The sequence below is a fragment of the Pseudoalteromonas sp. NS-SX12 genome, from assembly GCF_057367955.1.
In genome coordinates, this window is the sequence record NZ_CM170634.1 from 2,194,667 (window position 1) to 2,213,958 (window position 19,292).

At 40.6% G+C, this 19,292-nt stretch carries 18 protein-coding genes and 1 riboswitch; of the genes, 10 read left to right on the forward strand and 8 right to left on the reverse strand.

Translation table 11 applies throughout. The features are described from left to right. Positions 1 to 157 precede the first annotated feature (157 nt). Complete coding sequence (gene pyrC / locus AC2IOM_RS10160) at positions 158 to 1,195, forward strand: dihydroorotase (protein ID WP_486358279.1); 1,038 nt, start codon at positions 158 to 160, stop codon at positions 1,193 to 1,195. An 82-nt stretch (positions 1,196 to 1,277) separates the two neighbouring features. On the opposite strand, the gene AC2IOM_RS10165 is transcribed toward pyrC, so the two are convergent. Further along, entirely contained in the window at positions 1,278 to 2,654 is a 1,377-nt protein-coding gene (locus AC2IOM_RS10165) for an MFS transporter (protein ID WP_486358280.1), read from the reverse strand. Between the two features lie 235 nt (positions 2,655 to 2,889). On the opposite strand from AC2IOM_RS10165, the gene AC2IOM_RS10170 reads away from it, so the two are divergent. From AC2IOM_RS10170 to AC2IOM_RS10190, 5 genes are all read left to right on the forward strand, one after another. Further along, positions 2,890 to 3,252, forward strand: coding sequence for a hypothetical protein (locus tag AC2IOM_RS10170; protein ID WP_486358281.1), 363 nt, complete (start codon positions 2,890 to 2,892; stop codon positions 3,250 to 3,252). Between the two features lie 625 nt (positions 3,253 to 3,877). Then, positions 3,878 to 4,156: a hypothetical protein gene (locus tag AC2IOM_RS10175; protein WP_486358282.1), complete on the forward strand. Its 279-nt coding sequence runs from the start codon at positions 3,878 to 3,880 to the stop codon at positions 4,154 to 4,156. A gap of 110 nt (positions 4,157 to 4,266) precedes the next feature. Then, positions 4,267 to 4,860 (forward strand): hypothetical protein, encoded by a 594-nt coding sequence (locus tag AC2IOM_RS10180; RefSeq protein ID WP_486358283.1) that lies wholly within the window; start codon positions 4,267 to 4,269, stop codon positions 4,858 to 4,860. Positions 4,861 to 4,954: 94 nt separating this feature from the next. Beyond that, positions 4,955 to 5,380 carry a DUF7832 domain-containing protein gene (locus tag AC2IOM_RS10185; protein ID WP_486358284.1) on the forward strand — a complete coding sequence of 142 codons (426 nt, stop codon included), beginning with the start codon at positions 4,955 to 4,957 and terminating at the stop codon, positions 5,378 to 5,380. A gap of 37 nt (positions 5,381 to 5,417) precedes the next feature. Then, positions 5,418 to 5,708: a putative quinol monooxygenase gene (locus tag AC2IOM_RS10190; protein WP_486358285.1), complete on the forward strand. Its 291-nt coding sequence runs from the start codon at positions 5,418 to 5,420 to the stop codon at positions 5,706 to 5,708. A gap of 345 nt (positions 5,709 to 6,053) precedes the next feature. On the opposite strand, the gene AC2IOM_RS10195 is transcribed toward AC2IOM_RS10190, so the two are convergent. The 5 genes from AC2IOM_RS10195 to AC2IOM_RS10215 all read right to left on the reverse strand — a co-directional run bounded on the left by AC2IOM_RS10195 (position 6,054) and on the right by AC2IOM_RS10215 (position 12,707). After that, complete coding sequence (locus tag AC2IOM_RS10195; protein ID WP_486358286.1) at positions 6,054 to 7,088, reverse strand: phospholipase effector Tle1 domain-containing protein; 1,035 nt, start codon at positions 7,086 to 7,088, stop codon at positions 6,054 to 6,056. 48 nt (positions 7,089 to 7,136) lie between these two features. Further along, positions 7,137 to 7,769 (reverse strand): lysoplasmalogenase, encoded by a 633-nt coding sequence (locus AC2IOM_RS10200; RefSeq protein WP_486358287.1) that lies wholly within the window; start codon positions 7,767 to 7,769, stop codon positions 7,137 to 7,139. A 335-nt stretch (positions 7,770 to 8,104) separates the two neighbouring features. Continuing rightward, complete coding sequence (locus AC2IOM_RS10205) at positions 8,105 to 10,903, reverse strand: ATPase (protein ID WP_486358288.1); 2,799 nt, start codon at positions 10,901 to 10,903, stop codon at positions 8,105 to 8,107. Further along, entirely contained in the window at positions 10,903 to 11,454 is a 552-nt protein-coding gene (locus AC2IOM_RS10210) for a condensin complex protein MksE (protein ID WP_486358289.1), read from the reverse strand. The genes AC2IOM_RS10205 and AC2IOM_RS10210 overlap by 1 nt, the downstream gene beginning before the upstream one ends. 5 nt (positions 11,455 to 11,459) lie before the next feature. Then, positions 11,460 to 12,707: a hypothetical protein gene (locus AC2IOM_RS10215; RefSeq protein WP_486358290.1), complete on the reverse strand. Its 1,248-nt coding sequence runs from the start codon at positions 12,705 to 12,707 to the stop codon at positions 11,460 to 11,462. Between the two features lie 194 nt (positions 12,708 to 12,901). Between AC2IOM_RS10215 and nhaD the strand changes: the two genes are divergently transcribed. Both nhaD and lysC read left to right on the forward strand, forming a co-directional pair. After that, complete coding sequence (gene nhaD / locus AC2IOM_RS10220; protein WP_100913583.1) at positions 12,902 to 14,155, forward strand: sodium:proton antiporter NhaD; 1,254 nt, start codon at positions 12,902 to 12,904, stop codon at positions 14,153 to 14,155. 83 nt (positions 14,156 to 14,238) lie between these two features. Further along, positions 14,239 to 14,412: riboswitch (Lysine riboswitch) on the forward strand. A gap of 130 nt (positions 14,413 to 14,542) precedes the next feature. Further along, a complete protein-coding gene (lysC, locus tag AC2IOM_RS10225; protein ID WP_249363238.1) occupies positions 14,543 to 15,829 on the forward strand; it encodes a lysine-sensitive aspartokinase 3 in 1,287 nt (428 codons plus the stop codon). Here lysC and AC2IOM_RS10230 read toward each other — a convergent pair. Further along, positions 15,779 to 16,564: a 4'-phosphopantetheinyl transferase family protein gene (locus AC2IOM_RS10230; RefSeq protein WP_486358291.1), complete on the reverse strand. Its 786-nt coding sequence runs from the start codon at positions 16,562 to 16,564 to the stop codon at positions 15,779 to 15,781. The two genes, lysC and AC2IOM_RS10230, sit on opposite strands and share 51 nt — an antisense overlap. Before the next feature lie 106 nt (positions 16,565 to 16,670). Between AC2IOM_RS10230 and AC2IOM_RS10235 the strand changes: the two genes are divergently transcribed. Further along, positions 16,671 to 17,993: a sodium-dependent transporter gene (locus AC2IOM_RS10235; protein WP_486358292.1), complete on the forward strand. Its 1,323-nt coding sequence runs from the start codon at positions 16,671 to 16,673 to the stop codon at positions 17,991 to 17,993. A 171-nt stretch (positions 17,994 to 18,164) separates the two neighbouring features. After that, a complete protein-coding gene (locus tag AC2IOM_RS10240; protein WP_486358293.1) occupies positions 18,165 to 18,512 on the forward strand; it encodes a hypothetical protein in 348 nt (115 codons plus the stop codon). Positions 18,513 to 18,651: 139 nt separating this feature from the next. On the opposite strand, the gene AC2IOM_RS10245 is transcribed toward AC2IOM_RS10240, so the two are convergent. Then, positions 18,652 to 19,260, reverse strand: a complete 609-nt coding sequence (locus tag AC2IOM_RS10245) for a MarC family protein (protein ID WP_010559901.1) — start codon at positions 19,258 to 19,260, stop codon at positions 18,652 to 18,654. Between the last annotated feature and the right edge of the window lie 32 nt (positions 19,261 to 19,292).

Consider the following 19,292-nt stretch of genomic DNA (forward strand, 5'->3'; position numbering starts at 1 on the left):
TATTTTTATTAATGTGTGCGCTAACTTATCAAAAAGGGATATTGTATACAATTATTATCGATAAACCTCAACGCTAGCGCTTTACAGCAGCATCACAAGTCAATAAGATCAGCACAATCGGACGTTCGTCCGCTCACCGTCAATAAAAGGTAGGATCATGACAGACACAACTGCTAAATTAACCATTACTCGCCCAGACGATTGGCACATTCACTTACGTGATGGCGACCAGTTAAAAGACACCGTACGTGACGTAAGCCGTTACATGGGTCGCGCGATTATTATGCCTAACCTTGTACCACCAGCAACCTGTACTGATTCTGCCCTGAGCTACTTCGAGCGAATTCAAGCGCACAATAACAGCAACTTTGAACCGCTAATGGTGCTATATCTAACAGATAAAACAACGCCAGAAGAAATTAAAAAAGCGAAAGCGAGCGGTAAAATTGTTGCTGCTAAATTATACCCAGCAGGCGCAACTACTAATTCAGATTCAGGCGTAACTTCAATTGAAGGCATGTACCCGGTATTTGAGGCAATGGCTGAAGTAGGTATGTTGTTACTTATTCACGGTGAAGTAACTGATTCAAGCATTGATATTTTTGACCGCGAAAAAGTATTTATTGAAAACATTCTGTGCAAAATTGTGGATGATTTCCCAAATCTTAAGATTGTACTTGAGCACATTACGACGAAAGATGCAGCAGAGTTTGTCGCGGCAGCAGGTGATAATGTTGCAGCGACCATTACGGCGCACCACTTACTGTATAACCGTAACCACATGCTAGCAGGTGGCATTCGTCCACATTATTACTGTTTACCAATTTTAAAGCGCAATATTCACCAAGAAGCGTTAATTAAAGCGGCAACAAGCGGCAGCAAAAAGTTCTTCTTAGGTACGGATTCAGCGCCGCACCTTAAAGATAAAAAAGAAGCGTCATGTGGTTGTGCTGGTTCTTACACTGCGCACGCAGCACTTGAGCTATATGCAGAAGCATTTGAAGAAGTTGGTGCACTTGATAAGTTAGAAGCGTTTGCTAGCTTTAATGGCCCAGATTTCTACGGTTTACCACGCAATACCGACACAGTGACACTTGAAAAAGACACGTGGCAAGTGCCAGAGTCATACCCACTAGGCGATGACGTTGTTGTGCCAATTCGCGCAGGCGATGAAATCACGTGGAAAGTGAAGTAACAAATACATTTTCCAAATGTAAAAAAGCCCGCTAATTGCGGGCTTTTTTGTTTGTGTTATATAAATAAAGTTAGCTTAATGGCTACGTTTTTTCTTCATTCTTTTTTAAGGTTTGTTCTGAACTTGCATCAAAATCTGAGTGTTGCTGCTTAGTAAACTCTTGGTCATCAAATTCTTCATCGTCTAAATCTTCAGAGCTAAGATTTTCTTCTTCAACCACCAGCAATTGCTCGTGCGCAGTGGTTTCTTCAATACGCGGATCCATAGTTGCAGCCAGTGGCGATGCAGTAACATCGGATGTACCTACCACATAATCGCTTGGCTCGGGTTGCTCCGCTTTTTGCTTAGAGTTAATAAAGCTTAAGAGTGCAAACATCACCACAGTGAGCACCGCAGTTGAACCGTACAAAGCTTGGTGACCAAAAAACGCCATGATTTGGGCATTCACTGCCGAACCAAGCGCTGCCCCTGCGCCAAACATAATCAGTAAAGCTGACGATACACCAACGCGATCTTCATCTTCTACACGCGAGTTTGCCAGTGCAGATGACAGCGGATAGAGCGTAAATGCAAATAAGCCAAAGGCAAAAGTTAGGGCATAAGCGACATACTGAGTAAGCGGTAATAAAAACAAGGCCAAACTCACCACACCAATGGCAATCGCGTTACTGCGAATTAAAATACTGCGGCGAATTTTGTCGGAAATAACACCCATCGGCCACTGCGCCAGTAAACCTGCAAAAATGGTGATTGACATAAATAATGCAATTTCTTGGGCGCTAAAGCCCGAAAGGCTTGCAAACGTAGGTGCCAAACCATAAAAACTACCATTAATAATGCCTGCAAAATGCACTGCCGTAAGCGACTGTGGTACTTTTTTAAAATAGCCAAATAAACTCACTTGAATTGGTTTGAGCGGTTTAGGGTGAATACGCCGAGTAATAGAAATTGGAATAATACCAAGCGACAACGCCATACAGACTAAAAAGAGTGGGGCATAACCGAGCTCTGGAAAACGCGATAGCGCTAATTGACCAAGCACCATACCTAGGTATGAAGTGATCATATAAAACGAAAATACCCGGCCACGGGATTCGGGCGCTGCTTGCTCATTAAGCCAGCTTTCTAACACCATGTAATTACACATCATGCTAAGGCCAACAATTAAGCGAAGTGCCAGCCACAGGTAAATATTATCACTCAGCGCATGCGCTGCAACACAAGCGGTTACCGCGGCAGTGCTCGCCACAAAGGTGCGAATATGCCCTACAGATTTAATTAAGTGGTAACCTAATTTAGAGCCAAGTAACAAACCTAAATAATAAAAAGAAGTGAGTAAACCAATCCAGAATGTAGAGACATTATGCTGGCCTAAATAAAGCGCTAGGTAAGTGGTGAGTAAACCCGTTCCACCAATCAAAAATAAGTTTGTGAAATAAAGCGAAGGGAATGATTTCATTGAAATACTTTTTTGCACGGTTAGGAGTAATACTAGAGGATTGAGAGGGGATTTCCAAGGGGGAAGTTGGAGTTTTTGAGGTTGAATTTTGTTAGTAATTGAGAGTAACTTATTTTTATTCGAGTATTGTCTATAACATCTAACTGTGGCGGTCGGTCACATTATTTGATATTAATAAAAAGTCATTGTTTTTAAGGCTCTAGTGACAACTTAAAAATGAAATCAAGGAGGATTTATGAATCATATAATTAAAAACACTTTTGGTGGGATGAATACCCAACTATATGTACGTCATCTATTGTTTGGATCACTATTTGCTATTTTTCCACTTTATGTAATTTTTACTTCTGATCAATCAGTTAGAATTGATCAAATTGCTTATTTTGTTGTGAATACTGTACTGTATCCTTACTCAAGGTTTGCTTACGAAAGCCTGTTAGACGCAATACTTGGAAAAAATGTATTTTTTGTAAATGCATTGCTTATGTTGATAGTTAAGTTTGTCACAATGCTTCTATGCTGGGGCTTAGCAATTTTCATCGCACCTATTGGACTTGCGTATTTATATTATCTAAACACACGTAAACAATCGTTATAAAAATAAACCATATTTGTCGCGCTGGCGACGGCAGCCAAAAGGGGGCTAACGCCAGCCCCCCTTTGGATTCCCCCAGCGCCCCTAAAATCAAACTTAATCTTCAAACGTCTTTTAAATGTGAACATAAACGCCATGAAGCAACGTCCCTGTTGTACATGGCTTGCTCGACCGCTTCGCTCCCTGTCTCGCATTACTCATTTAAAATCCGTTTTCAGGTTTGATTAAAGGGGGAAGTTAATCTCAGCAAAAGACTTCAAGGTCACAAATGAGCGAGGAACGGTCATTGAACAAATTACTCAATGCACATATCAAACTCTTAGTTGTTAGAAGTAAAAATTATGCCTATTCCATTTCTTAATGATTATTTCCCCCTTAATAATATTAACAGGCAATTTGCCTGTTTTTTGCAACTGATAAAATGTCAATTTTCAAATAACTATTTGACTAGTAACAACTAATTATTAGTGTTATAAATTGCTTCAGTATGTAAACAGGCGATGTTGCGGTAGAAAAAGAGGCAACTTGCCTCTTAATAAACTGTTAGGCTTCTTTCATGTTTCCGAGAGTATGGATGCTAAAAAACTATCATTTAGTGCTTTGTTTTACATTCATTGTGATTCTATTCATGGCAATTTGGAATGCAAATGTAGCTGTGTTGCTTCCAAAAGAATACTTTAATTATTTAATTTTATTCGTGGGAACTAATTATGCTTTGCTCGGAGGCTATATTGAGCATAAGCCTCAAGGAAATAAAAGGCTTTATACTTATATTCTGGTAGTTTTGCTAGTTTGTATCGTAGCCGTGTTGGTTAGTTTATATAAAGACATAACAGGTATCATAGGCCTCGCTTTTTTTGTAGTTGGTTTTCTTGATTGCAATAGAAAATATAGGCACTTTAAGTAACAAAGCCTAACAAGCCACTAAAGCGTGACTCGTTACAGTTGGCTCGGTTTCGCTTCGCTGCACATTTTAGCCAACTATTACTCGCACCTTAGTGGGGCGTTAAGGTTGTTATGAGAAAGTTTCGAAATCTTCCCAAAAAAGAAAACAATCAGTTGTCTGAAAAGTTTTCTTTTCTTCTTAAGTACAATGAAGATTGCACAGAAGAAGATTTCTCATGGGCAGCTATAACAATTTTTGATCATTGGCTCTATGAAACCAACTCAATCAATATTATTGACGAAGCGACAAAGGAACAAAAACTAGAATGGGATCAACGTATAAAAACGTTTTTGTTCAAACTTTGCGACATAGAGCAACCTGTTAGATATAAATATGTCGGGCGTAATTCGAAACAGCGCATACAGTTCTCTCGTTATATCGAAAGTTCAAAAGTAGGTGAATATGTCTCAGATTTGTTTAATGACGTGTATTACCCAAACATAGTATTTTCTGACTTAGGTGTAGAGTTGTGGTTTGAAGACAACTGGACAATCCACTTTAAATATAAAAAACAAGAAGATTGTCAAAAAATGTTCAGCTTAGCGGCTGATATGAACTTATTTGTACTTCCGGCTTATTCTGCTGAACATTTAAATAAATACTCTGTTCTTTCAAAGTATTTGAGTGAACAGAACCTTAACAAGTTGCTCAAGCAGGACTCGTAACAGTTGGCTCGGTTCCGCTTCGCTTTACATTTTAGCCAACAATTACTCGCCTTTTAGCAAGGCGTTTTGTGTTCTAAATGGAGTTTGAAAAACTATGAAGTACGATGATGCATCATGGCATTATGGTGGTGACTACCCCGCAGGATTGCCAGAAAAAAATGCTTATACTCATACTGGAGTTTTCCTTGCGTGGGCTCTAATTCATGGCATGGTTGGTGAAGTACATAACTTTGAGCGGCCAGAAGATGTGCAAGCCGTAATAAGCAAACTTAAAACTGGCGGTCAATTTCTTGCTGATAATTGTGATGGTAAATTCACTGATGAAGATCTCAATTATATTGGCAATAAGTTTGCTTCGGAGTTCTACGAAAATGAGTATTTTTCCGTATATGTTGAGGCTGTTGACCCAGAAGAAAAATACGAAACTATTTATCATGTACCAGATACCTGGGAAACATATGATAAAGTGGCGTCAGTAATCTCTAAACATTTTGAAATGTGGTCTCAATCGAACACATAACAAACTGTTTAAAATGGACATTTTAGGGAAATCGAGCGTGTCGAAAATTATCTTACAAGGACATATCTTAGTTCCAGACCAAGAATTAGTGGTTGTTAAAAATGAGCTAGCTACCCACATTGAGTTGACTCGCCAAGAAACTGGTTGCATTAAATTTGAAGTTGTTCAAGATAAATTCCAGTTAAACAAATTCACGGTCTATGAAGAGTTCATGGATCAAAAATCATTCGACAAACACCAACTGAGGGTTAAAAGCTCTGCTTGGGGCAAGGTTAGTCGCAATGTTGAAAGGCATTATCAGATAACTGGCAGTGTCAAAAATGTATAACGAGAGACTATGGTACCGAACGTCCGAGTTTGGCACTGAACAGTCTTTAGAAGCAGGAATTTAGATTCACTCATTCACCCCTTAATCAAACCTGAAAAGAAAAATTGATGAGCAATTGCCAGCAAGGATGCTGGCAAAAGCATACCTGAGATAGGGATATCGATTGTATGCTGTTTGCGTTCATTTCAATTTTTATTTGAAGAATTAGTTTGATTTTGGGTCGGCTTTTTCTTGGTTCGTTCTTTTTGGCCGTTTAAAAAGAATGAACGAGGGCGTCATGGATGGCGCAAGATACCCCGCATGGAAGCAAAGCTGCACTTTAAACTCTGACGCTTGAATCAAAATCTATAAAACCGAATATTCCCTCATACCCTCTATCCCAAAAATCATCCCACTGCGTTCACCATTGGGTAATAGCAACTGAAATGGTTTATTGCGAAGGGCGATTGGGCGGTAATCGGCGATAGCTTGAAAACGTTCTACCACGCTGTAATGTACCAGCGGCATACAGTCTTCCAAGCAATCAACGCGCACTTGCCTTGGGTTTAAGGTTTTTGATGACATAAAACCAGTGCGGGCTTTTTGGTGCAGTGGGCCATCAATTTGCGGGAAAATGGCGATATCGTCAGAGCCGATGGATACCTCATTCTCACTAAGTTTTGAGTAATCGACTTGATGAAGTTCAAGCACTTGTAAACCAAAGTGTTTTGCCTCTTCAAGCATATAGCTTAGGCAAATGTCGGCAAGACCATCGTGCCAAAATCCGCCGCCAATATCTGCGTGCACACCGGCAAACCATACTTCTTTTACATTAGCGCCAGGTGCCATCAGCAAGGGTTGAAAAGCAATACGGCGTTCATCTATAGCAACTAAATGCACTGCCTGTTGAATTAGCGGGCTTACACTGTTGTTTTCAAAAACCACATCGCTCGCAGGCTGAGTGTGTGCGCTTAAATCAGGCATGCCGATAGACGCAACAGTGTCGTATACCCCTAAAAAAGTGATTTTTCGACCTTGCTCAGTGAGTTTGCTGGCAAAGCGCCTTGCAATTGCGGCGCCGCGGCTAAAACCAAAAATAAAAATGTGGTCATCACCGCGAAGGGTGAGGTAGTCATTGTAGGCTTGGTTGTAAATGCTTTCTAAATCAGCGTATTCAGGTGCAAACATGGTATTAAACACTTGGCTTAACCAATTGCCGTAGGTGCCAATACCTGCGTAATAAAAACTTTTTTGCTGCTCAAAGGCGTGGCTTGTATTGATTAAATCACCACCACAAAAAATATGGGTTTTTAAAATATTGCTGATGCTGCTGTTGTAAAATACATCATCCACATCGCTGGGTTCGTTGCAGGTGCCATCGAAGCAAAATACGGCATTCATTTAAAACAGTCCTTGTTAATACTCGTTATTCTATAAACCCATTCAAGGCTAATTGGTTAAGCTAAGCGCAATCATACTTTGCGCGATGTAGTAGGTCGCTAAAATAGCAGGTTGGCTCCACGCATATTCTTTAACAAAACGGCGATACGCTAAAATTGAGTCTGACACCATAAAAAACAGCGCGCCAACAAAAGCGTAAAGGCTCATGTAGTGCCACGATAGCTGGAAGAAGTTGTAGCTTGTAAGCACCATTAACGTCAGTGCCGTTGCATAGGCGTAAACCGGAATACGCAACTTACCTAAATGTTTATTTAAAACGGCAATGAGTATGCCTGCATAAGCTAATAAAAAGAGCAGTAACCACGCATTAAACTCAAAGCCTGTGGTGTCGGTAAAGGCAATCACATAGGCTACGTGAGCGATAAAAAATGCGATAAGTCCTTGCAAAAAGTAGTCTTTTTTCAACATTAAAAAAATGTCGCCAATAAGTGAAAAGACTAATCCGCCAAATACCCAATAGTGTACCGATGTGAAGGTAGTGGTTTGCAAATACGCAAGGCAAATGATCAAAATGGTAGTTAGTGGCTTAAAAATATAACAGAGTGCGTCTTTTTTTAAGCTATCAAAGTAAATGTGACTGTATGCCGAAATAAAAATAAAAGGCAGAAGTGTATTAAACATAATTAACGGTTTTACAACAAAATTGTGACCAAAATACGCAAGAACTGCGAAGAACTCAACAGTTTAAAACAAAAAGCGGCACTTATTTTGTGCCGCTTTTAATTAATTTGCGCTCTGGTTAAATTAGCTTGCAGCTAAATTACTTTCAGTGTCGCTTACTGCAATCCAGTCGTTTTCATCTACCCAGTTTTGTTTACCATCACTTACTGTGCGAATTGGCACGATGTATTCGCAGCTGACTTGCGGTTTAACCGAGGCGAATATAGGTAAAAGAGAACAAAACAAAAAGCGGCACTTATTTTGTGCCGCTTTTAAATAACGTGAGTTCTGGGTAATCAGCTTGCAACTAAATTACTTTCAGTATCGCTTACTTCAATCCAGTCGTTTTCATCCACCCAGTTTTGTTTACCATCGCTTACTGTACGAATAGGTACGATGTATTCGCAGCTGACCTGCGGCTTAACCGAGGCAAACAGCGGCACGAAACCAAAACTGTAAGCTGTTTCAATAATCGCTTGTTGGTTTTGCGGGTCGATATCTGCCGCTTCGTCAATGTAGATAGGAATACGGTATTTGCTTTGTTCTTTATCTGCCAATAAGTAGCGAATAAACAGCATGCCGCACAGTAGCTTAATGGTAATACGGGTACCGTTTGAACCAGCAGAATCGATTTTATCAAAAGTATCTTGCTCGCCCGCACGGTTGACCACGACAAAGCGAATATCAAATAAATCACTTAAGGTTAAACCACCATTACCTGTGGCAAGCTCAATTAAGTGATCCTTCGCGCGATTAATCTCTTTTTCATCAAACGCTTGTTGGCTAAGTAAGTCGAGCGTATCGCCGTTATCGAGCTTATTTGAGGTAGAGATAATGGTATCAATACTTTCAATAAGTTGTTTGCGCGGCAGTACTTCAATTTTAAAGCTCTTTAAGTTTGAAATACGGTGCTGGCTAATGCCGCTATTAAAGCTGTTCATTTCACGGCGCAGGCGATCTAAATCTTCGCGCAGCCCTTTAATGGTGGCAGCGACTTCAGTCAATGCCACACGCGCTTGGCGTTCCACCGCTTGTTGCTCGTTATCAAGGTTATGATATGCATTTATCACTTTTTGATACTTTAAGTATTCGTCCGTTTCGCCATCAAATTTTGTCAGGCCTGCGTTGTAAATATGCAGGTAGGTGTTTGATACATTAACCGCAAAATTTCTTAGCTCATGACAGTCTTTATTAAAGCCATGAATTAAATCGGCTAAGTTATCAAAATCAATGGTGATATCAATTGGATAGGGCGTTGATTTACCTGAGTAAAAATCAAGAGTATGGTCAATACGCTCAGATTTTACTTGCGCTAAACGGGCACTTTGGCGCGCCAGCATATCGCGGTTAGCTTTAATAATTGAACGTCTATCTGCAATGGTGGCAACGGCGTTTTGCACTTCGCCCAGTAGCCCTTCTACTTCGTCTTGCTCGCTTTCAAGTTGTGACAACAGTAACTCTTGCGCCTCAATTGAAGCAAGCATAGTGGTGTATTTAGCAAATTGACTCAGTGCGGCTTCGTGCGCCATTACCGTTTGGTACAGGGTTTCTTTTTCCTGCTTTTTGCCTTCTAAATCAACGGCAACTTCTTTTTGTGCCAGTAATTCTTTTAGCGATGTTTCAAACGCATTAATTTGCGCTTTAATGGTTTCTTTATCATCGCCCGATTGCATTTTAAGCGCGTTTAAACCCTTTAATGGAATATCAATGCCCGGCAATTTTGCGACATTGCCTTCAATTGAGCGGGAAATTAAATCAAGCAGTTCACTAAATGCGGTTTCATCATGAATGGTAATGTCGTTTTTACCCGACGTTGCCATGGTCATAATATCGTGGTTAAGCAGGCACGAAATATCTTCTACTTCTTTCAGTGATAAGTCTTCACGCATGCGAGTAAATAAGTTGTACTCAAGGTTTTTAAGCTGCTGTTTTAAGCTCTTAATTTGCTTGGTGGCATCTTTAATGCGGAAATCTAGGGTAACAAGTGATTGCCCCTCGGCGCTGGCAAGGGTATGCGAGAGCGCATCGTATTCTTTTTTAACTTGCGAAAGCTCTGCTTTTAACTGCGCTTCGTTAACCAGCTCAAATTCATTTTTAAGGGTAGAAAATTCACTAAACCAAGCATCAAGTTGGGTGCGTTTACGTTCTATTTCACGAAGTTGTCCGACATACAGGCTTTGGCGCTGTTCAAACTCGATTTTCTCGCTTTCAATGCCTTCAAGCTGTTCGGTGATTTCAATCAGTTTGTTGTCGTTAAAGTCGCTGTAATCAATTAAGGCTTTATCAATTTTTGGCGCAAAGGCCGCAAGTTTGCCTTTTAGTGCACTTTGATGCTCTAACATGCTTTCAAGCGCAGTGATGGCTTCGCCATTTTGTTCAAGCGCTTTTAACTCAATTTTTGCACGATTTACTTTTTCAAAGGCGCGTTGCCACACATCGTAAAAGTCCACCTTGGCGTTTGACATATGACGCTCAAACACTTTTAACATAAAGCGTTTTACATCTTGCGCGCCAAGCTTATGTAAGTTAAGAATTCGGCGGAAGATCTCTTTATAAATTGGTGCGTCATGGGCATGATTAAGCGGGATCATTTTAAGGTTAAGCACGCTATCAAATGGGGTTGCGCCGCCAGTTAGTAGGGCATTTAGCTCTTGTGCTTTAAGCTCATACGGGGCGTAACCTTTTTCACCTAACTCTTTAAATAGCTGAGTGTATTTTAAAATGCGTTTGTTTTGCGTGTAGTCGGCTAAATCCAATTTGCCGTGGTAGCAAAAATACTGGTAGCCATAACCTGCTACTTTACCAAGGCCAGCTACACCAATTACTACTGGGCCATGGGGGAGTTCTGCTTCAAGTAGAATATACGATTGATCAGACGCGAAATAGAATTTACGGGTTTCGTCAAGGTCGTGTCCGTCCCATTCGGTTAAACGTAAATCGTTAATCAACGGAAACTGTAAAGCGTTGATAACCGAGCTTTTACCTGTGTTATTAGGCGCACAAATAGAACTACTTTTATTGAGCGGGATCACACATTTTGCGTAACCTGCAGTATTTAATAGGGCAAGTTTGGTTAATCCATATAATTCAGTCATTACACTTGCTCCTCGTCCATGTGACTTTGAAAATTGCTAATGTCGTTTAGCGCATCTAAATAGCGGTGCGCTGAGGCAAGAATACGAAAACCCAGTTCAGTTTCGCGGGCAACACCAAGTCTTACCATACGTAAAAACACATCGCGGCGCATATCGCTTCCTGAAAAGATCTCTAGCTGATCAAACAAGTGCTTGTTGTTCTGCACTAAGGTCATCATCAGCTCAAGGTCGATATCGCTATCGAATAGGGCAACCAGCGGATCTTTACCGAGGTTGGCATAGTGCTCAATCAGTACATAAATGGTAAGGGCAAATGAGCGTGAGATTTTACCCATATTTGGGGTGCCCTCATCCGCTTGCAGGTAATAAAAGCCGCGGGCATCGTGAACAAGGGTTTGGCCAAGAGCAGCAAAAAGCGCTTCATAAGCATCAAACTCTTGATCAAGTTGTTGAAATAGTTGGCTGTCTTGCTCGCAAATATGGTAGCCAGACACCAGTTTTTTGTTGATTGCTTTAAGCTCTGAAAGCAATGATAAATCGATTTGAGACATAAAAATTAATCCGATGAAACTGAACGTGCGAGATACGGCTTGAGCGTAAGCTGTTTATTGCCACTTTGAATGGTTACTTGCTCGCCATGCGAAATAGCGAGCGTGTTATCGCTTGCTAGTTTTTGGTAAAGGTATAATAACTCGTCAGTTTCTAGTTCATCATAGGTGGTCGTTAAGAAATCCATAATAGACGCTTTTTTGCTGCGTTTAGCTTGCGTAAAGCGTTGTTTTACGTGATTGTAATCAGGAATATTAGGTGCAATGTATTGATTCACCGCACTCATATCCGGTAATTCGTACTCGTCGTGCTCAAACTCCGCAAGCTCAGCCATATACGCAGTGATTTGGTTGTTAGAACCAAGCGACAATCGCTGCGCCTCTGAGCTAAAGTACGGCATAAATTCGCCAAGGATTTTATCCACCCCTTGTTTACGAATAAGCGCAAGTACCTCTGAAGTTTGTTTGGTTAGCTGGGTATTTCGGCGCAGCTCTTCTCGCAGTGGCAATAATACATCGGCACTTTTGGTAAGAGATTGCTGACCAATTAAATACATATCTAAAATACGGCTACGCAATTGCTCAAGCTGGCGTTTTTCGTGTTTAAATTTGCCAAGGGTCGTGAAGTGAATAATCAAGTCACTCAGAGAGGCTTCAATTTGCTCAAAACAGAGCTTAAATTCGCCGCCAATATCGACCATATTGAGCATTGGTTCAATGTATTCATCAAATGCTTCAATGACTGCTTTATAGCGTTTTGCCAGCGTTAAATTAGAGTCGTTCGATTTAGCTTGTTCAACAAGGTTAAAAATAGCGTTTTGATTATGTTGGAATAATTTAACAATTTTACGCACGCGCTCATCCATAATGCGGGCGTTTCGTTTAATTTCCATTTCATCGTCGTTAAAGCCAGCGTTAGATAAACGTTGGTTTAAGCGCGCCAAATCGTCAACGAGTACGTGAATCTCGCCAACGAGGCCAAGGCTTTCTTCTTGCAATAAAAACTGCGAGAAATCGGCAATAGCACGGTTAATTTCGAGCTGTGACGATTTAGCTAAAGGTATGATGATCTCTAGCTGGATCAACTTGTTAATTTGCTTAAATACCGCCTCGGAAGAGAGTTTTGGTTCTAATTTTTTTAACAAGCTTTGGGCATCTTGGAAACTAAAATCGCCAAAATCAAAGCGTTTAATTAGGGCTTCAATCAGTGACCAATTGTCTACCAAGGTTGCTAGAATTCTTTTAGGTGGGATCATATTTATCCACGTTAACTTGATATCTATCCAAAAAGTAAATTTTTTATAAAAAAAATGTGTAATTAGACTAAAACCGTAGTGGTTTTAGGTAATCTTCAGTGCTACACTTCGCGCCGCTCAACAGGCTTCTTATCGACCGCAGGTTGGGTGTTCGTTCAAATTTTTAACTCAACTCTACAGGTTAAAATAACAAGATGGTGTCAGGTGTTATTCTCGCGCTGATAATAATCGCATTCGTGCTGATTGTTATAGAGGATATTATCCATGTAAACAAAGCCAAAACAACGCTATTTTTTGGAACTTTGTGCTGGATTATTCTCTTTATTTCCCCTTTACATGGGCAAAGTCCAGAATCTGTTCAAAAAGAACTCGATCATAATATTTTAGAAATTGCGACCTTGTGGTTGTTTTTGATGGCAGCGATGACCTTTGTTGCATATTTAAACTCCAAAGGGTTTATTCAAAGCTTGGTGCATAGGGTATTGCCTAATGAAATGAGCGAACGCAATTTGATGTATTTAATCGGTGCGTTTGCATTTTTCTTCTCGTCGATTTCTGACAACATCACGGCAACGCTGATATCGCTGGCGGTTGTGATGTCGTTAAAGCTTGATGCCAAAAAACTCATTAAGTATGCCACGCTTATTGTATTTGCGGTTAACTCGGGTGGGGTATCGCTTATCACCGGTGATGTAACGACTTTAATGATTTTCCTTGCTGATAAAGTCACCATTGCTAACTTATTGTTGCTTGTGGCTCCTGCAGCGTTATCGGTATTTATTTTAGCGGCGATGCTAAGTATGGGCATGAAAGGCACTATTACTTTTGAAAAAGTCGAACTGCGCCGTATTGAAAAAACCGATATCACCATTGCCTGTATCTTTGTTTCAACCATCGTAGCGACACTAATGTTTAGTGTGTGGTATCACATTCCGCCATTATTAACTTTCTTATTTGGTTTATCGCTAATGTTTTTAGTTGCGCAATTCTTAATGCGCAAAAAAGACGTGAATAAAAAGATTATCGATTACGTACGTGAAATTGAGTACGACACCTTATTATTCTTTGTAGGTGTGTTACTACTTGTAGGTGCGATGAAAGAGATTGGTGTGTTGAATCAATTTACCCACCTTTATGAAGTGCTTGCACCTGAATATGCAAACTACTTTATGGGTATTTTGTCAGCAGCGGTTGATAACGTACCGCTTACCGCAGCACTTTTAAAAGCAGATATCGTAATGGATACACGTCAGTGGTTAACCTTTACCTATGCAACCGGTGTAGGCGGTTCAATGCTGATTATCGGTTCAGCTGCGGGTATTATTGCGATGAGCAAAATTAAGGAGCTTACCTTTGTAAGTTACCTACGTATGTTTATGTATTTGATGATTGCCTACACTATTGGTTATTCATCATCGTATTTAGTTGGTTGTTTATTTCTTAATTAGTGATTGACAGCTAGACGGCTAAACGGTAAATTTCAAGAGCCTTCTTTTTAGAAGGCTTTTGTTTGTGTGCTTATTAAGTATTCAAACACAGAAGAGGTGCATTAACCAGGTAGTAGATTCGAGGGCACATTCCCGACGACGGTCTATCAGGGGGTTAACTGCCGAGGAGTGATCTGGATTTGTGGCCAGCTTGCTTCGGTTCTAGAAGTTGAATCTTCGGGACTGTCACCTGTAACAGGTGGAGAGCTTCTGGCAGAGACTATCCTGATGTAATCAATCACGTTCCTTGCCAAGTTCTCCTTATTAAGATTTAAAGGAGAGACCGTGTCTAATTCGAGTATTAATGTAGCAAAATTTGGTGGTACCAGTGTCGCAGACTATGACGCTATGGTGCGCTGCGCCGAAATTGTTATATCAAACCCAAGCACCCGTTTAGTTGCCGTAAGTGCAAGCTCTGGTGTTACCAATCATTTAGTAAGCCTTGCAAATGACGATTTGACGGACGCTGCGCGCCAAGAGCATATTGACGCCGTGGTAGCCATTCAGCACAAAATTACTGAAAAACTCACATTAGATGACGACATTACCGAAGGTTTTTTAGCAACACTTGAAGCGTTTAAAACCTTTGCATTACAAAACGAATTTGATGACAAAGCAAGCGACGAGCTATTAAGTTTTGGTGAGCGTTTATCATCGTATTTATTTACCCAAGTTTTACGCAGCTTAGGTGCACAATCGCTGCGCTTTGACGTACGCGAAGTGCTAGCGACCAATTCACATTTTGGTAAAGCAGAACCGAACGTTGAACGCACTCGTGAATTAGCACAAGCAAATTTATTGCCGTTATTAAGCGAAAACATTGTTGTTACCCAAGGTTTTATTGGTGCAAATAGCCAAGGTGACACAACCACGCTTGGCCGTGGTGGTTCTGATTACAGTGCAGCATTATTGGCTGAAGCGGTTGACGCAAAAGCTGTTTACATTTGGACAGACGTAGTGGGTATTTTTAGTACAGATCCTCGTTTATGTGTAAAAGCGGCACCGATTGCCAAGCTGAGCTTTGATGAGGCAGCAGAAATGGCAACCTTTGGCGCGAAAGTATTGCACCCAGCCACTATTTTACCAGCAAGTCGCAGTGGTATTAGTGTGTTTGTTGGTTCAAGTAAAGCGCCAGAACAAGGTGGTACTTGGATTGAGAAAGAAAAATCAGAACAAGCGGGTATTCGCGCGGTAACCCAGCGTAAAAACCAAATATTATTAACGGTTAAAAGCCCAGAAATGCTACTTGCTAGCGGCTTTTTAGCACGTGTTTTTACCATTTTAGCAAAGTACAATATTTCAGTAGATTTAGTTACTACCTCTGAAATCAGTGTCGCGTTAACGCTAGATAACGCGCCGAATGCATCGCGTCCGGAGTTGGAACAAGCTTGTCTTGACGAGTTAAGCGAGTTTTGTCATGTAACGGTTGAGAATAACTTAACGTTAGTTGCACTGATTGGCTCTGAAATTCAATTACGTCATGGCGAAATTAACTTAATGGGTGTACTCAGTGATTTTAATATTCGTTTAATTTGCCATGGTGCAAGTAAGCACAACCTGTGTTTCTTAGTTGAGCAAACTGAATCAGATAACGTGGTGCAAGCGATTCACAGCCGTTTGCTCGAAGCCTGTTAAATCGGGTTTAAGGGAAACTTCAATAAGCGCTGGTGGCTGTTTAACAGTCATTGGCGTTGCCAAACTAAAATCAAACCCATTAATTTGGCAGCTATAAGCTGCTAAATTATGTTTTGCATATCCATCATATACATTAGGTGAAAGCAGCTGGGCAATTGGCATGGCAACAGCTTTAGCAAGGGCCTCTTTTAATGTCCAAATACGAAAAAAAGTATCGGACATAGGGTTTGCCGCTTCAATTTCTCTAACTTCATCTTGATGATAAAAGTGTTTGGCTAGTTTTAAAAAAGGGCGCTTTTGCGACATAAACTCAAGGTCGATGCCCATACGCTCTGGCTCATGTGCTAAATATACCGCAACCCAGCCTTTGGAATGACTTATCACCAGTGAAAGTGGCAGGGTGTTGTTTTGATATTTAATTACCAAACGTGCAGTGTGTTCATCAAAAAAGGTGGTGAGTTCAGCTGCCTCATACGCCAAAAACTGTTGCGCTAATTGCTTAATTAAATAACGCGAGGCTAAGTATTCGCGTTTAGCGCTTTCTAACTTGCGCCTTTCTAAAATGCTAATTTCATGCGCAGATAATAAACTTGTGATGTTTATTTGGTCGAAATTAAGGGCTTGGCTATTGGCTATAACTAAATTAATTGGTGACTTAGGGCTTAGCACGCTAAAATGCGCGCGCTCAGGCGAGATGCCTGTGATTGGTGGTTTTTTGTTGTTAATCGTTTCCATACCCGATAGATTAGTCTTTTAGCCAAGCGCAGTTTTACAATTTGCTGCAGTATATCTTGCTTGGTTACGTAAGTCGTGGTGTAGATAATAAAAATAAGAGTTCAATATGGCACAAATTAGAGATGGCTTTCAAAGTCGCTTAGGTTTTGTATTAGCGGCGGCAGGCGCCGCGGTTGGCTTAGGTAATATTTGGGGCTTCCCAACACAAGCGGCAAACCACGGTGGTGGTGCATTTTTGTTGGTTTACTTTATTGTAATTTTTTTACTGGCGTTACCTGCGCTTTTTACTGAACTCTATATTGGCCATAGTGCACAAGCGAACCCCGTAAAGGCGTTGGCTGAAGCGTGCCAATCTACCAGCAAGAAAATGGGCGCGGCAGCAGGTTATATTGGCCTTGGCGGCGCCATTGTTATGCTCAGCTTTTACAGCATTGTTGCTGGCTGGATGCTGGCATTTGCACTTGAACCAATCGCCACATTCTTTGGCCTTACCGACATTGCAAACTTCTTAAAATCAGATTCAATATTGCGCAACTTTATTTTTACGCCGCTGATGCTGATATTAACCGCCAGTATTATTTTAAAAGGGGTTAAGTCGGGTATTGAGGTTTGGTCGCGCCGATTAATGCCGGTTTTATTGGTGTTACTGCTTACGTTAATTGCCTATATTGCGACGTTAGATGGCGCAAGCGAAGGGTTTAATGCTTATTTAGTGCCTGATTTTAGTAAAGTCACTGATCCTGATTTAATTATTGCAGCAATGGGGCAAGCGTTCTTCTCGTTATCGCTGGGTGTTGGTTGCATGATGATTTACGGCTCGTATCTAAAACGTGATGCAAACGTGGCAAAAATGTCGATTTCAGTTGCCATGCTTGATACCAGCGTTGCGTTTTTAGCGGGCTTGTTGATTATTCCTGCACTTTATGTAGCACAAGCGCAGGGTGTTGAGATTATGCAAGGTGGCAAGTTGATTGGTGAAGGGCAATTAATTTTCGCTGTGTTACCTCAGTTATTTGCTACCTTAGGTGCCTTTGGTTTAGTGGTGGCGTTTGTCTTTTTTGTATTAATGTCGATTGCATCGCTAACGTCAACAATTTCATCGACAGAAATTCCAGTATCGTTTTTAGTCGAAAACCATGGTTTTGATAGAAAACCAGCAACTTGGCTGGTAACGGTTATTGTGGGTATTTGTTCGAGTGTGATTATCGTTAATTTTGAATGGTTGTTTGGCTTAGTGATCACCGTATTTACCCAATATCAATTACCATTAATGGGGTTATTCTACTTTGTGGTTGTGGGGTGGCTTTGGAAGCGCGGTAACAAACTGCACGAATCAAACAAACTTGGTTATAAAGTGCTAGCAAATTATATTCGCTTTATTTGCCCAATCTTAATGTTAGCGGTGTTTGCTAACGTGGCATTAAAGTAGGAGATTAGGTCGCAGCTTGCGAAACATCTTGACATAACAGCTTCGGCAAGACTTTTATACCTTTAGTGTTATGATTTGTCCTAATTTAAGCGCCGTTAAACACAAAAGTGTTGATATTTTTGTGTTGCTAGATAAGTTATTACTAAGTTTAAGAAAAATAAGTATAAAATAATGAAAAGAACAGTTTTTTATGTGATCGTTGCCTTTTTTTTGACAGGCTGTAATAGTACATCAAATACAGATGATAGTACGCATTCACAAAGCCAAACACTAACAGACAGCGAGCTTCAAGCTTTGGCTAACAAAACTAAGTTTACTGCTGCTGAGTTAAAGGCTGCTGCTGATAAACTTGGATTTAGATGTTCACATAAACCTAAAACAGGTTCTAGAATTAAAAAGAAAGTGTGTACGAGTGAACAGCAGAGACTAGTTCGAGAGGAAGCTAGAAGAGAGTTTTACAATAAGAATAAATTAAAACTTTCAGAAAAAACCCCTTTTACAGTTGCTCCAAGAGGCTAAAGCTACATTTTATTAGTCATAAATATCATATGTTGCTTTTTATTTTATTTGCCCAATCTTAATGTTAGCGGTGTTTGCTAACGTGGCATTTAAGTAATAGGTTATTGGTACAAAAAAGCGCGTTTTAAACGCGCTTTTTTTATAAGTTAAAATAGCTTTTAAAGCCGGTGAGTACGTTAGTGATTGCAACCGCTGTTAAAATTAAACCCATTACTTTACTGATAACGATAGCGCCTGCATTACCAATGAGCTTTTGAATTTTGCCTGCCATTAGCATTAATAAAAATGCTAAGAACACTACAGCTATCATTACACCAGCAACTTGCGCTTGCTGCCACAAATCAACGCGGGCATTTTCGGTTGCAAGTACTGCCGCAAGCATAGCACCAGGGCCTGCAATAGAGGGCACGGCTAACGGGAAGATGGCGGTTTCATGATACTGCTTTACCAAGCGTACTTCTTCTTCAGGTTTACTTTCACCAAAAATCATTGAAAGCGCAAATAAGAACAGCACAATGCCGCCAGCGATTTGAAACGCCGATAAGGGTATTGCCATGGCGCTTAAAATGTACTCTCCGGCAATTACAAAAAATAGCAGGATCAGAGCGGAAACAAGTCCAGAAAGCATCGCAATTTTTCGTTTTGCTTTAGCGTCGAAACCGCGTGTCACAGCTATAAATACAGGTACTGTGCCAATGGGGTCGATAACCGCAAAAAACAAAATAAAGGTTGCTGCAAAGTCAATCATATAAAAATTTACCTATTAAGTTGACGTGTTCG

Excerpts from the sequence above, each read along its gene's own strand:
- AC2IOM_RS10205 (WP_486358288.1), bottom strand. The coding sequence starts at position 10,903 with ATGACTGAATTATATGGATTAACCAAACTTGCCCTATTAAATACTGCA.
- AC2IOM_RS10185 (WP_486358284.1), top strand. The coding sequence starts at position 4,955 with ATGAAGTACGATGATGCATCATGGCATTATGGTGGTGACTACCCCGCA.
- AC2IOM_RS10195 (WP_486358286.1), bottom strand. The coding sequence starts at position 7,088 with ATGAATGCCGTATTTTGCTTCGATGGCACCTGCAACGAACCCAGCGAT.
- AC2IOM_RS10235 (WP_486358292.1), top strand. The coding sequence starts at position 16,671 with ATGGCACAAATTAGAGATGGCTTTCAAAGTCGCTTAGGTTTTGTATTA.
- pyrC (WP_486358279.1), top strand. The coding sequence starts at position 158 with ATGACAGACACAACTGCTAAATTAACCATTACTCGCCCAGACGATTGG.
- AC2IOM_RS10210 (WP_486358289.1), bottom strand. The coding sequence starts at position 11,454 with ATGTCTCAAATCGATTTATCATTGCTTTCAGAGCTTAAAGCAATCAAC.
- AC2IOM_RS10245 (WP_010559901.1), bottom strand. The coding sequence starts at position 19,260 with ATGATTGACTTTGCAGCAACCTTTATTTTGTTTTTTGCGGTTATCGAC.
- AC2IOM_RS10240 (WP_486358293.1), top strand. The coding sequence starts at position 18,165 with ATGAAAAGAACAGTTTTTTATGTGATCGTTGCCTTTTTTTTGACAGGC.
- AC2IOM_RS10170 (WP_486358281.1), top strand. The coding sequence starts at position 2,890 with ATGAATCATATAATTAAAAACACTTTTGGTGGGATGAATACCCAACTA.
- AC2IOM_RS10230 (WP_486358291.1), bottom strand. The coding sequence starts at position 16,564 with ATGGAAACGATTAACAACAAAAAACCACCAATCACAGGCATCTCGCCT.
- AC2IOM_RS10215 (WP_486358290.1), bottom strand. The coding sequence starts at position 12,707 with ATGATCCCACCTAAAAGAATTCTAGCAACCTTGGTAGACAATTGGTCA.
- AC2IOM_RS10175 (WP_486358282.1), top strand. The coding sequence starts at position 3,878 with ATGGCAATTTGGAATGCAAATGTAGCTGTGTTGCTTCCAAAAGAATAC.
- lysC (WP_249363238.1), top strand. The coding sequence starts at position 14,543 with ATGGTGCGCTGCGCCGAAATTGTTATATCAAACCCAAGCACCCGTTTA.
- AC2IOM_RS10180 (WP_486358283.1), top strand. The coding sequence starts at position 4,267 with ATGAGAAAGTTTCGAAATCTTCCCAAAAAAGAAAACAATCAGTTGTCT.
- AC2IOM_RS10165 (WP_486358280.1), bottom strand. The coding sequence starts at position 2,654 with ATGAAATCATTCCCTTCGCTTTATTTCACAAACTTATTTTTGATTGGT.
- nhaD (WP_100913583.1), top strand. The coding sequence starts at position 12,902 with ATGGTGTCAGGTGTTATTCTCGCGCTGATAATAATCGCATTCGTGCTG.
- AC2IOM_RS10200 (WP_486358287.1), bottom strand. The coding sequence starts at position 7,769 with ATGTTTAATACACTTCTGCCTTTTATTTTTATTTCGGCATACAGTCAC.